Source organism: Pseudarthrobacter sp. R1 (genome assembly GCF_024494415.1).
In the GTDB taxonomy this organism is placed as follows: domain Bacteria; phylum Actinomycetota; class Actinomycetes; order Actinomycetales; family Micrococcaceae; genus Arthrobacter.
This window is the reverse complement of the sequence record NZ_JAMKFI010000008.1, coordinates 658,758-670,517: the sequence shown is the minus strand read 5'-3', so window position 1 is coordinate 670,517 and position 11,760 is coordinate 658,758. Positions and strand designations below refer to the sequence as shown.

The 11,760-nt window shown below is 65.7% G+C and carries 12 protein-coding genes; 4 read left to right on the top strand and 8 right to left on the bottom strand.

Going from position 1 to position 11,760, the window contains the following annotated elements:
- Window positions 1-38: 38 nt before the first annotated feature.
- Window positions 39-455, bottom strand: coding sequence for an MGMT family protein (locus M8J71_RS13985; RefSeq protein WP_256248457.1), 417 nt, complete (start codon window positions 453-455; stop codon window positions 39-41).
- 63 nt (window positions 456-518) lie between these two features.
- Between M8J71_RS13985 and M8J71_RS13980 the strand changes: the two genes are divergently transcribed.
- From M8J71_RS13980 to M8J71_RS13965, 4 genes are all read left to right on the top strand, one after another.
- On the top strand, window positions 519-1,229 hold the full coding sequence (locus M8J71_RS13980) for a 3'-5' exonuclease (protein ID WP_256248456.1): 711 nt from the start codon (window positions 519-521) through the stop codon (window positions 1,227-1,229).
- A 330-nt stretch (window positions 1,230-1,559) separates the two neighbouring features.
- Window positions 1,560-2,495: an ABC transporter substrate-binding protein gene (locus tag M8J71_RS13975; RefSeq protein WP_256248455.1), complete on the top strand. Its 936-nt coding sequence runs from the start codon at window positions 1,560-1,562 to the stop codon at window positions 2,493-2,495.
- Window positions 2,496-2,511: 16 nt separating this feature from the next.
- Window positions 2,512-3,276: an amino acid ABC transporter permease gene (locus M8J71_RS13970; protein ID WP_163162221.1), complete on the top strand. Its 765-nt coding sequence runs from the start codon at window positions 2,512-2,514 to the stop codon at window positions 3,274-3,276.
- Complete coding sequence (locus tag M8J71_RS13965; RefSeq protein WP_163162219.1) at window positions 3,273-4,010, top strand: amino acid ABC transporter ATP-binding protein; 738 nt, start codon at window positions 3,273-3,275, stop codon at window positions 4,008-4,010. The genes M8J71_RS13970 and M8J71_RS13965 overlap by 4 nt, the downstream gene beginning before the upstream one ends.
- Before the next feature lie 93 nt (window positions 4,011-4,103).
- On the opposite strand, the gene hemL is transcribed toward M8J71_RS13965, so the two are convergent.
- The 7 genes from hemL to hemQ all read right to left on the bottom strand — a co-directional run bounded on the left by hemL (window position 4,104) and on the right by hemQ (window position 11,518).
- On the bottom strand, window positions 4,104-5,435 hold the full coding sequence (gene hemL / locus M8J71_RS13960; protein ID WP_256248454.1) for a glutamate-1-semialdehyde 2,1-aminomutase: 1,332 nt from the start codon (window positions 5,433-5,435) through the stop codon (window positions 4,104-4,106).
- 13 nt (window positions 5,436-5,448) lie between these two features.
- Window positions 5,449-6,537 carry an LLM class flavin-dependent oxidoreductase gene (locus M8J71_RS13955; RefSeq protein ID WP_256248453.1) on the bottom strand — a complete coding sequence of 363 codons (1,089 nt, stop codon included), beginning with the start codon at window positions 6,535-6,537 and terminating at the stop codon, window positions 5,449-5,451.
- Window positions 6,534-7,517, bottom strand: coding sequence for a porphobilinogen synthase (gene hemB / locus M8J71_RS13950; RefSeq protein WP_256248452.1), 984 nt, complete (start codon window positions 7,515-7,517; stop codon window positions 6,534-6,536). Before hemB ends, M8J71_RS13955 begins: the two co-directional genes overlap by 4 nt.
- 64 nt (window positions 7,518-7,581) lie before the next feature.
- Window positions 7,582-8,487: a uroporphyrinogen-III synthase gene (locus M8J71_RS13945; protein ID WP_256248451.1), complete on the bottom strand. Its 906-nt coding sequence runs from the start codon at window positions 8,485-8,487 to the stop codon at window positions 7,582-7,584.
- 60 nt (window positions 8,488-8,547) lie between these two features.
- On the bottom strand, window positions 8,548-9,546 hold the full coding sequence (gene hemC, locus M8J71_RS13940; RefSeq protein ID WP_256248450.1) for a hydroxymethylbilane synthase: 999 nt from the start codon (window positions 9,544-9,546) through the stop codon (window positions 8,548-8,550).
- A complete protein-coding gene (locus M8J71_RS13935; RefSeq protein WP_256248449.1) occupies window positions 9,543-10,820 on the bottom strand; it encodes a ferrochelatase in 1,278 nt (425 codons plus the stop codon). Before M8J71_RS13935 ends, hemC begins: the two co-directional genes overlap by 4 nt.
- On the bottom strand, window positions 10,817-11,518 hold the full coding sequence (hemQ, locus tag M8J71_RS13930) for a hydrogen peroxide-dependent heme synthase (protein ID WP_163162208.1): 702 nt from the start codon (window positions 11,516-11,518) through the stop codon (window positions 10,817-10,819). The genes M8J71_RS13935 and hemQ overlap by 4 nt, the downstream gene beginning before the upstream one ends.
- Between the last annotated feature and the right edge of the window lie 242 nt (window positions 11,519-11,760).

Below are 11,760 nucleotides of genomic sequence, written 5' to 3'. Positions count from 1 at the left end.
GTACTCGTCGCGGGGACCTGTGAAGGGAACTGTTACTGTCACGCCGACATTCCATCATCAGCCACCGACAATTTACGGAGCTGACGCTCCAACTCCCCGGAGACCGCGTCGATCTGTTCAAAATCTTCAGGTGTCGGCGCCCATCGTGCTGCGGAAAGGTCCACCCGCCATGAGCCCTCCCCCGTCCGCAGGTAGGCTTCGTGGTCCCCTGTGAGGGGAGTTCCTTCCTGGAGGTAGTAGCGGAGGGCTTTCACTTCGTGTCCCTCTGGAGCGTGTCCGCTTGCCTTGAGGATCCGCCACCAGGGAACGCCGCTGCTGTAGTGGCTCATGACGGCACCGATCTGCCTTGGCCCGCCTGATCCCAGCAGTTCAGCGACGTCCCCGTATGACACTGCGGCCCCGGCCGGAACCAGCCTCACGATGGCCAGTACCGCCTCCACATACTCAATCCGCATTGATCCAATGTAGCTGCAGTGGCGCTCCCGGGAATTGTCGGTGGCCGCCGTTAGCGTGGACGTATGAGCACCTGGAACACCCTTCCCCGAGCAGCTTTCGACCTCGAAACCACCGGCCGCAACTCGCGTGCCGCCCGGATTGTGACGGCGTCAGTCACTGTTGTAGACCACAAGGGTGAGGTCATCAAGGAACATGAGTGGCTGGCCGATCCAGGGGTTGAGATACCCACCGAAGCCAGTGATGTGCACGGCATCACCACTGAACAGGCCAGGCGCGAGGGCAGGCCCGCCCACGAGGTGACGAAGGAACTCGCGGCAGTGCTGCAGGCGCTTTTCGACGACGGTACGCCGGTCATCGCGTTCAACGCGAGCTACGATTTCACCGTGCTCGCAGCCGAGTCGGCCCGCTATGGAGTCCCGCAATTGACCCGGTTTCCGGTCCTGGACCCCTACATCATGAACAAGCAGGTGGACCGATACCGCAAGGGCAAGCGAACCCTGACTGCATTGTGCGAAGAGTACGGCGTGGTCCTGGACAATGCCCATACGTCGGCCGCTGACGCCCTGGCTACCCTGAAGGTCCTGGATGCCATGGCCGGGAAGTTTCCGAAACTGAGCATGCCTGCCAGCCAGCTGCACCAGCTTCAGGTGGACTGGGCCGTGAGCCAGGCTGCGGATTTCCAGGGCTACCTCCGCAAAACGAAGCCGACAGCCGTGATCGAAGGCGACTGGCCCGTGCTCCCGCCGCAGGACGCCAGTGCCGGCGGCTTCTAGCCCCCAGGCCGCCCTGCCGCTCCGAGATATATTTCACAGTCATATCGCTTCATAAGGCAGCTTGCTTTCAGGCTGCGGGGATTCGCTGCGACGGCCCTGCCAAGCATCAGCTGGGCAGGTGAAGTATCCCAAGGCCGAATTTTGTTCGCCAGAGGTGACGTCTCATCCGCGCTTCTTCACCATCCGGACCGAAAACTCCAAAGTGAGACAATAAAGTTTTGCGGTCACCCCTGCCCTGGCCTTGCTTGACCAGCACCGGGCAGGTGCCAGGCGCCACCAGCGCAGCCTTGCGGCCCGGTTGACTTATGACTCAATGAAAGTGACAACCTGATGAAAATCAAAGCGATGAAGTGGCTCACAACCGCTCCCGTGGCACTCGCCCTCGCGGTTTCCCTCGCAGCATGCGGCTCAGGATCTGCCGAGCCCGCCGGAACGCCCACGGATGCACTCGCCGGCAGTGACCAGCAGACGCTGGACAAGTACACCACCGCCGACGTCACCCCGGTCGATCAGATCGACAAGTCCAAGCTCGGCCTCAACACTGAAGGCAAGCTCGAGGTGGGCACCCTCTCGGACGCCCCGCCGAACATCTTCATTGACCCTTCGGGCAAGTTCACCGGCTACGACAACGAACTGCTGCGCGCCATCGCCGGCAAGCTCGGCCTTGAGGTCGAATTCGTTGCCACGGACTTCTCGGCACTCCTCTCCCAGGTTTCCACCAAGCAGTTCGACGTCGGCTCCTCCTCCATCTCTACCACGGACGCCCGCCGCCAGAACGTCGGATTCACCAACGGCTACGACTTCGGGTTCATGGCAGTCGTTGCCAAGACCGACAGCGACGTCAAGGGCTTCGCTGACCTCACGGGCGACCTCCGCATCGGCGTCGTCCAGGGCACCGTCCAGGACGACTATGTCACCAACACCCTGAAGCTTGAGCCGATCCGTTTCCCGGATTACGCCACGGTGTACGCCAACGTGCGCAACGGCCAGGTTGACGCGTGGGTCGCCCCGTCCCAGCAGGCCACCGGTCAGGTGAAGGAAGGCGACGGCACCGTCATCGCCGAGTCCGTCGTCAACACGCAGAACTTCACTGCCTACGCCGTCGCCAAGGACAACCAGCCGCTGATCGACGCGTTGAATTCCGGCCTGGACGCCGTTATCGCTGACGGAACCTGGTCCAAGCTGACCAAGGAGTGGTACCCGGACCGCGAGATGCCCAGCGACTGGAAGCCGGGCAGCAAGGCCGCCACGGTTCCCCAGAGCTGATTGAGCCGCAAAGTCTATGGATCTCTTGGATCAACTGGCTGACACCTTCTTCAACTGGGAGGAAATGGCTAAAGTCATTCCCGCCCTGCTTATGGTCGGTTTGCCCAACACCCTGATATTGGCTGTGGCCTCCGGCGTCCTGGGTTCCCTGCTGGGGCTGGCCCTGGCAATGATGGGGATCTCCCGCAACGCCGGGGCCCGCTGGGTGGCGCGCATCTACACCGATATCTTCCGTGGACTCCCTGCCATCCTGGTGATCCTGGTCATCGGCATCGGGCTCAGTCCCATCGCCCGGGAAATCACCGGGTCCCGGAACCCGTACCCCCTGGGCATCCTGGCCTTGACGCTCATCGCGGCAGCCTACATCGGTGAAATCTTCCGTTCGGGCATCCAGAGCGTGGAGAAGGGGCAGTTGGAGGCATCCCGGGCGCTGGGCTTCAGCTACGGCAGTTCCATGCGCCTGGTGGTGGTGCCGCAGGGCATCCGCCGGGTCCTTCCCGCACTGGTGAACCAGTTCATCTCGCTGTTGAAGGATTCCTCGCTGGTGTTCATGCTTGGCCTGGCTGCCTCGGACCGGGAGATCTTCCGGATCGGAAATGACGCCATGGCCAACACCGGCAATCTCTCTCCGCTGGTGGCCGCAGGTGTGCTGTATCTGATCCTGACCGTTCCGCTCACCCACTTCGTGAACTTCATCGACAACCGGCTCCGTACCGGCAAGCCGGAAAAGAAGGAACCGGATGAGCTGGCAGCACCTATCGGCAAGGGGGCACAGGCATGACGGAATTCGCGTCCGGAACCCTGACCGGCAAGAACCTGCACCTATCGTTTGGGCACAACCACGTTCTCCGCGGCATCGACCTGCACGTGGAGAAGGGAACCACTGCCTCGGTCATCGGCCCTTCGGGGTCCGGTAAGTCCACACTGCTGCGCGTGATGAACCGGCTGATCGAGCCCGACCAGGGCGACATCCTCCTGGATGGCCGCTCGGTCCTGAAGGACAACCCTGACGAGCTCCGGCAGCGGATCGGCATGGTGTTCCAGCAGTTCAACCTGTTTCCGCACAAAACGGTGGTGGACAACGTGTCCCTGGCCCTGAGGAAGCTGCGTAAGCTGCCGCAGGAACAGGCCCGCGCCGAGGCCCTGGAGCAGCTGGACCTGGTGGGCCTGAAACACAAGGCCGACGCCCGCCCGGCAAACCTTTCCGGTGGCCAGCAGCAGCGCGTGGCGATAGCGCGGGCACTTGCCATGAAGCCGGAAGTCATGTTTTTTGACGAGGCCACGTCCGCTCTGGATCCCGAGCTCGTCAAGGGAGTCCTGGCGCTCATGACGGACCTCGCGAAGGGCGGCATGACCATGGTGGTGGTGACCCACGAGATGGGCTTCTCCCGCAATGTGTCAGATACGGTGACGTTTATGGACGCCGGCGTTGTGGTGGAATCCGGTCCTCCCCAGCAGATCTTCAGCGACCCCGCCACGGACCGCCTGAAGAACTTCCTCTCGGACGTTCTGTAACTCCTGGCATAGGCACACAAAGAAATCCCCGGTTGCATCATGCAACCGGGGATTTTTTATGTCCAGCGGGAAAAGAAACGCCCGACGGCGGAACTAGCCTTGTGCGGCTGCTGCCGCCTTGGCTGCGGCCGGAAGCGCATCGAAGATGCGGTTCATGGCTGTGTCGTCGTGCGCGGCGGACAGGAACCAGGCCTCGAAGACAGACGGCGGCAGGTAGACGCCCGACTCCAGCATGGAGTGGAAGAACGGCGCGTAGCGGAAGCTTTCCTGCGCCAGGGCGTCGGCGTAATTGTGCACGCCGTTGGCCGAGGTGCCGAACGCCACCGAGAAAAGGTTCCCGGCGAACTGGATTGAGTGGTCCACCCCGGCGGCGTCCAGTGCGGTGGACAGGGCGGAGGAGAGCTCCAGCGAGCGGACGTCGATGAAGGAGTAGACGTCCCGGGTGGCGTGCGTCAGGGTGGCAACACCCGCAGCCATCGCCACCGGGTTCCCGGAGAGCGTCCCGGCCTGGTACACCGGACCGGTGGGGGCAAGATGATCCATGATGTCGGCACGTCCGCCGAGGGCCGCCGTCGGCATTCCCCCGCCAATGACCTTGCCGAAGGTGAGCAGGTCCGGCGTCCACGGTTCAGCGGCGTCCGGTGCTCCGCCGGTGAGGCCCCAGTACCCGGAGTAGCCGGTGCGGAACCCGGTGAGCACCTCGTCCACGATGAGCAGCGCCCCGTGTTCGCGGGTGATGCGGGACAGGCCAAGGTTGAAGCCGTCCTCCGGTGTTACCACACCCATGTTGGCCGGCGCCGCTTCAGTGATGACGGCGGCGATGTTGGGTCCGTGGGCGGCGAAGGCTTCCTTCACGGCGGTGAGGTCGTTATACGGCAGCACCAGGGTTTCGGCTGTGGTGGCCTCGGTGACGCCAGCCGAGCCTGGCAGGGCGAGCGTTGCCACGCCCGAACCCGCCGACGCGAGGAGGCTGTCCAGATGCCCGTGGTAGCAGCCCGCGAATTTGATGATCAGGTTCCGGCCGGTGAAGCCGCGGGCCAGGCGGACGGCTGTCATGGTGGCCTCGGTGCCGGTGGAGACCATCCGGAGCCGCTCGACCGCCGGCACACGTTCCTGGACCATCGCCGCCAGGTTCGCCTCGTCAGGGGTGGAGGCGCCAAAGGAAAGGCCGCGGTCCACGGCCGCGTGAACGGCCTCCAGCACGGCCGGGTGTGCGTGGCCCAGCAACGCCGGGCCCCAGGAGCAGACCAGGTCCACGTATTCCTTGCCGTCGGCGTCCGTCAGGTACGGGCCTTTGGCGGAAACCATAAAGCGCGGAGTCCCGCCCACGGACCCGAAGGCCCTCACGGGAGAATTGACTCCGCCCGGCATCAGCTGGCGGGCGCGGTCGAATAGTGCCTCGTTGCGAGGATTGCTGGAAGTCATGGTTCCCATTCTCTCAGTTAGCCGGCGCTTCAGATGCGAGCAATTCCGCCACCCGGGGCGCCACCGCCATCCCCAGGAGCTCAATGGAGCGCATCATGGCCGAGTGCGGCAAGGGGCCGTTGCTGTACTTGAGGTCAAAGCGGTCCACGCCCAGGTTCTGCTTGAGCAGGACAATCTTCCGGGCCACGGTTTCCGGCGATCCTACGTACAGGGCGCCCTCGGGAGCGCACAGGGCATCGAACTCCCCCCTTCCGGCAGGTCCCCAGCCGCGCTCGGCCCCAAGTTTGTTTCGCAGTTTCAGCCAGTGCGGGAAGAGTTCCTCCCGGGCCTGTTCGTCGGTATCTGCCACATGACCGGGCGAATGGGTGGCAACCTGCTGCATCGGGTGGCCGTACTTGGAGATGGCTTCCCGGTACAGGTCCACGAGTGGCCGGAACGAGCGCGGCTGCCCCCCGATAATCGCGAGGATGATCGGATAGCCGTACTGCGCGCAGCGAAGCACCGATTCGGGTGTCCCCCCGACGCCGATCCAGGTGGGCAGCAGGTGGCGTTCCAGGGGCGGGTAGACGCTCAGGCCGGAAAGGGCCGGCCTGGTGCGGCCTTCCCAGTGCACCGGCTTCTGCGCCCGTACCTTGTCGAACAGCTCCAGCTTCTCTTCAAACAGGACCTCATAGTCTGCGAGGTCCAAGCCGAACAGCGGGAAGGACTCAACAAAGGAGCCCCGGCCCAGCATCACCTCGGCGCGGCCGTTCGAGAGGGCATCCACGGTGGAGAACCGCTGGAAAACCCGGATGGGATCATCCGAACTCAGGACCGTGACCGCGGAGCCGAGGCGGATCCTGGTGGTGCGGGCGGCAGCGGCAGCGAGGAAAACCTCGGGCGCGGATACCGCGTAGTCCTTCCGGTGGTGCTCGCCCACACCAAAGGCGTGAAGTCCGACGGCGTCCGCCAGCTCAGCCTGTTCGAGCAGCTGGCGCAGCACCTGGGCGTGCGGCTGCGGGCTGCCGTCCGGGTTCTCGCCGACGTCGCCGAAGGTGTTCAGCCCGATCAGGATCCGGTCCGCGGCCACCGGGGCCGTGGGAAGGGGCGGGATTTCGCTCATCGGGACTCCTTCAGCCAGCCGGCCAGTTCAGCTGCCCAGTACGTCAGCACCATGTGGGCGCCGGCGCGGCGGATGCCGAGCACGGATTCGGTGATGGCCGCACGCCGGTCGATCCAGCCGTTCGCGGCGGCAGCCTCGATCATGGCGTACTCCCCCGAGATCTGGTAGGCCGCCACGGGGACCGGGCTCATCGCCGCCACGTCGGCGAGGATGTCCAGGTAGCTCATGGCCGGCTTCACCATCACCACGTCTGCCCCTTCGGCGAGGTCCAGTTCAACCTCGCGAAGGGCTTCGGTGCGGTTGCCCGCGTCCATCTGGTACGTGCGCCGGTCCCCCTTGAGCTGGGAATCGACGGCTTCCCGGAACGGGCCGTAGAAGGCCGAGGCGTACTTCGCCGCGTAGGCAATAACGGACGTACTGGTGTGCCCTGCCTGGTCCAGGGCAGCGCGGATGGCGGCAACCTGGCCGTCCATCATGCCGGACGGACCCAGCATGTGGGCACCGGCGTCGGCCTGGGCCACTGCTATCCGGGCGTAGATCTCAACGGTGCGGTCGTTGTCCACATAGCCCTCGGCGTCCAGTACGCCGCAGTGCCCGTGGTCGGTGAATTCATCCAGGCAAACATCGCTCATGACCACCAGGTCGTCGCCAACCTCCGAGCGGACATCCCGGATGGCCTTGTTCAGGACACCGTCGGGGTCAAGGGAGGCGGTGCCCTCGGCGTCCCGGGTCTCCGGGATGCCGAACAGCATGATGCCGCCCAGGCCGAGCTCTACAGCTTCTGCCGCAGCCCGCTTGAGCGTCTCCGTGGTGTGCTGGACAACTCCGGGCATCGACGTAATCGGGTGGGGCTCGGTGAGGCCTTCCCGCATGAAGGCCGGGAGGATCAGCTCGGCCGGCGCGAGCCGGGTTTCAGCGGTCAGCCGGCGCATGGCCGGAGTGGTGCGGAGGCGGCGGGGGCGGTCGCTCGGAAAAGTCATGGTCTTGTCCTTGGGAAGGGTTCGAGGGGTGGGCGGAAGTTCCGGCTGGCGGTTTTCCGGCAGGTCAGGGTGGTTGCCGGCCGGAATTCCCACCGGTGCCAAGTGCCGTTTCGACGGCGGCCACCAGCCCTTGTGGCGTGGGCTCGCCGGCGATTGCAGCCACAGGCAGGCCGAGGGCGGCGGCCTGTGCCGCCGTCGACCTTCCGATCGCCACCAGGCGGCAGCCGTGCAGCGGCGAGAGCGCACGGATTCGCCGGACGGCGCTGGGCGAGGCGGCCACTACTGCCTGGATCCGCCCGGCCGCGATTTCGGCGGCGGCTGCTTCCGGTGCCAGCAGGGAGTACGACGGCGTGCCCAGCCCAGGTCCCGCATCCTCCAGCGGTATGGCCAGTCTGCGCTCCGCTGCCGCGGGATAGTCCACGGTGCGGTAGGCGGTCACTGCCGTGACGGTGCTGCCTGCCGCCGTCAGCCCTTCGGCGAGTCTTCCCGGCGCGATGTCCGCCTGGGGAAGAAGTACCTTGCCGGTGTTGGCGGGCCATACCGCGAGCAGTCCCGAAGCGGACTGTTCGTCCCTGGGCATCAGATCCACCGGCAGGCCGGCGGCTTCGACGAGACGCCGGCAGGCCGGTCCGATCGCAGCGATCCGGGTGGCGGCGGGAATCCACTGGCGCAGCGTGAGGCCCCGTTCGGCTGCCTTGGCGGTGAGCACATGGACCGTGGTTGCGCTGCTGATAATCAACCAGTCAAACGCGCCGGCACCGAGCGCATCGCAGGCCACGTCCAGGGAGTGCTGGTCCGCGGCACGTTCGAAGTCGATCAGCGGCAGCAGGAGCGCCTCGGCGCCGGCCTCCTCAAGTGCCGCTACCAGGGGCAGTGAGCGTTCCGGGCTGCGGGTAATCAGTACCCGGGCCCCTTTAAGCAGCTTCCCGCTCCCGGACCCGGTTGCTCCCTTGGCGGTGCTGTCCGCCACCCCTACCCCTCCCCAAGAGGGCGGTCCTGGACACGGCGGAAAGGCAGTCCCATGGCCGGCTCAGGAAGCCTGCAGGTCTGCGATATCGGCGGCACCTGCGGCGAGGAGGACTTCGGCGAGTTCGATGCCCAGCAGGGTGGCCCCTACTTCCGTGAGTCCGTCGGTTGCCCGCTTGTCCCGGACTGAAGCGGTGCCGTCCACGGCGCAGACCACGGCTTCCAGGTGGAGCATGCTGCCCTTCCGGAAGGCGTACGCGCCCACCGGTGCAGCGCAGCCGGCTTCGAGCCGGGCCAGCAGGGCCCGCTCAGCCGTAACGGCAAGCCGGGTGTCCGGATCGTCCAGCGCGGCCAGTGCCTGCGCAAGGACATCCTTGGAACCCTCTGCGGAGCCCGGCCTGGGCGGGGCGTCGGCCGTGCGGCATTCGATGGCGAGGGATCCCTGCCCGGCAGCGGGCAGCATAACGTCAGTTTCGAGAAACTCGCTGACGGCATCCAGCCGGCCGATGCGTTCCAGGCCTGCCGCCGCGAGAACCACGGCATCAAGGTCGCAGGACTTGCCCGCAACCACCTGGTCCGTCGCGTTCCCCGGAAGTCCGGGCACCCTGCCCAGGCGGGTGTCAACGTTGCCGCGGATATCCACGATTTCAAGGTCAGGCCGGGCGGTGCGCAGTTGGGCCGCACGGCGGGGCGAGCCGGTCCCCACGGTGGCGCCGGAGGGGAGGTCGGCAAGTTTGAGCCCGTCCCGGGCGCAGAGGACATCGCGGACGTCCACCCGCTTTGGTGTGGCGGCAAGGCTAAGGCCTACTGCCGCGCCGGTGGGCAGGTCCTTGAGCGAATGGATGGCCACGTCGCACTCATTGCGCAGCAGCGCATCGCGCAGTGCGGCGACAAAAACGCCCGTGCCGCCCATTTGTGACAACGAGCCGGTGAGGACGTCGCCGTCGGTCCTGATGTGGACGAGTTCCACCGGGAAGCCTCCGACGGCGGCCAGCCGGTCAGCGGTTTGCTGCGTCTGGGTGAGTGCCAGCTTGCTGGCGCGGGTTCCGATGCGGACTGTCACTGCTGCGGCGCTCCCCCGGCCGTGCCTGGCTGGTTGGCCGCCGCGTCGGCCGGATAAGGATCATGGCCGGTACCCACGGTGGTGTCCGCCCCCGCGATGGTTGGCTTCTCGCCACGGAAGTTCGCGCAGCATCCCGGGCGGCAGACGTCGTACCAGGGGCCAAGGGCGGTCACTGCCGGGCGGTCGCTGATGTTGTTGGCCACGGTCCGCTCGGAGATCAGGTCCACCAGACCGTTGACGAATGTGCGGTGGGTGCCGGGAGTGGGGACGCGGGTGGCTGCAAGTCCCAGGTTGGCGCAGGTTTCCAGGGCTTCCGTGTCCAGGTCCCAGACAACCTCCATGTGGTCGCTCACGAAGCCGAGGGGCACAATAACGATTCCCTTGACGCCCTTGCCCGCAAGCTCTTGAATGGCGTCGTTGATGTCCGGCTCGAGCCACGGCACGTGCGGGGCCCCGGAACGGGACTGGTACACCAGCGACCAGGGGGCGGTAAGGCCTGATTCCTCTTCCACCCGCTGGATGACGGCGGCCGCGGTGGCCAGGTGCTGGGCAACGTACGCGGAGCCCTCTTCGAATTCGCGGGGTTCGCCCTCGGACCGGCCTGCCGCGTCTGCGTCACGGGTCGGGATGGAGTGCGTGGCAAACAGGATCTGGACGGGCGCGTCGGGTGTGCCTGCAGCTGCCAGTTTTTCCCGGACCTCCGCGAGGCCCGCGGCGGTGCCCTCGATGAAGGGCTCCACGAAGCCGGGGTGGTCGAAGTACTGGCGCACCTTGTCCACTTCCAGCCGGCCGTCCAGGCCGGTCTCCGTCAGCGCCATGCCAATGTCTTCGCGGTACTGGCGGCAGCTGGAGTAACAGGAGTAGGCACTCGTGGTGACCATCAGCAGGCGGCGGTGCCCGGCGTCGTACGCGTCCTGCAGGGTCTGCGGGATGTACGGGGCCCAGTTGCGGTTGCCCCACAGCACGGGAAGGTCAATGCCCCGGGCGCCGAGCTCGGCCTCGAGTGCCGCCTTCAGCTCGCGGTTCTGCTGGTTGATGGGGCTGATGCCGCCGTTGGCACGGTAGTGGTGGGAGACTTCCTCAAGCCGCTCGTCCGGGATCCCGCGCCCGCGGGTCACGTTGCGGAGGAACGGAATGACGTCCTCCTGGCCTTCCGGGCCGCCGAAGGAGGCGAGGAGGACGGCGTCGTAATTCTTGGGGGCCATGCGGCCGGCTTCTGTCACAGGGTTAATGGCCACCGCACTGGCGGGATCGCGTGCTTCGAGGGGGCTCATGCCAGCACCTCTGCAACTTCTTCCGCGGAGATGCGGCGACCGGTATAGAACGGGATCTCTTCCCGGACGTGGTTGCGTGCTTCGGTGGCGCGAAGGTGGCGCATGAGGTCCACCAGGTCCACGAGCTCAGGCGCCTCCAGGCCCAGGATCCATTCCCAGTCACCGAGGGCGAAGGAGGAGACAGTATTGGAAATGACCTGCGGGAAGTCCCGGCCCAGCAGGCCGTGGTCGCGGAGCATCTTGCCGCGCTCGGCCTCGGGCAGGATGTACCACTCGTAGGAGCGGACAAACGGGTAGACGCACAGCCACTCTGCCGGTGCAACGCCGCGGGAGTAGGCAGGGGTGTGGTTCTTGGCGAACTCAGCCTCGCGGTGCACGCCCATGGCGGACCAGACAATCTCGGTCCCGGCGAAGAGGGTGCTGCGGCGGATGTCCCGGATTGCCTGCTGCAGGGCTTCGGGTTTGGGCCCGTGGAGCCACACCATCACGTCCGCATCTGCCCGCATGGCGGAAACGTCGTAACTGCCGCGGTGCGTCACGCCGGCCTGGGCCAACCGTTCCAGCAGGGCCTCGAAGTCCGTGGCAGCAGCGGCGCTGCGGACCAGCGCCTCTGACCGCTTGAAGACCGTCCAGAGGGTGAAAAACTGCTCGGCTGATTCTTCGGTTTTAGTGACAGATTCGGCAGAAGTGTGGCTCATGGTTACAAGTTTGCCCCTTCGTACCCGCCAAGTCGAAACCAGCAAGTTCTACAGCACGTAGAAGTGTTCAATGTCACACCAGGATCGGTTTTCGCTGATCCCCGGAGGTCCGTGCCTAGGGTGTGTTGCTAAACCCTTTGAGGGCTGATTTCCGTCAGGCTTGATTTATGGCAGCGAGGCAAGAAATTTCTGACAAGGCTTGGGCCGTGATGGCGCCGCATTTCCCGGTGTGGAAGGGGAAC

Coding starts and splice junctions, on each gene's coding strand:
- M8J71_RS13985 (WP_256248457.1), bottom strand. CDS start 455: ATGCGGATTGAGTATGTGGAGGCGGTACTGGCCATCGTGAGGCTGGTT.
- M8J71_RS13980 (WP_256248456.1), top strand. CDS start 519: ATGAGCACCTGGAACACCCTTCCCCGAGCAGCTTTCGACCTCGAAACC.
- M8J71_RS13975 (WP_256248455.1), top strand. CDS start 1,560: ATGAAAATCAAAGCGATGAAGTGGCTCACAACCGCTCCCGTGGCACTC.
- M8J71_RS13970 (WP_163162221.1), top strand. CDS start 2,512: ATGGATCTCTTGGATCAACTGGCTGACACCTTCTTCAACTGGGAGGAA.
- M8J71_RS13965 (WP_163162219.1), top strand. CDS start 3,273: ATGACGGAATTCGCGTCCGGAACCCTGACCGGCAAGAACCTGCACCTA.
- hemL (WP_256248454.1), bottom strand. CDS start 5,435: ATGACTTCCAGCAATCCTCGCAACGAGGCACTATTCGACCGCGCCCGC.
- M8J71_RS13955 (WP_256248453.1), bottom strand. CDS start 6,537: ATGAGCGAAATCCCGCCCCTTCCCACGGCCCCGGTGGCCGCGGACCGG.
- hemB (WP_256248452.1), bottom strand. CDS start 7,517: ATGACTTTTCCGAGCGACCGCCCCCGCCGCCTCCGCACCACTCCGGCC.
- M8J71_RS13935 (WP_256248449.1), bottom strand. CDS start 10,820: ATGAGCCCCCTCGAAGCACGCGATCCCGCCAGTGCGGTGGCCATTAAC.
- hemQ (WP_163162208.1), bottom strand. CDS start 11,518: ATGAGCCACACTTCTGCCGAATCTGTCACTAAAACCGAAGAATCAGCC.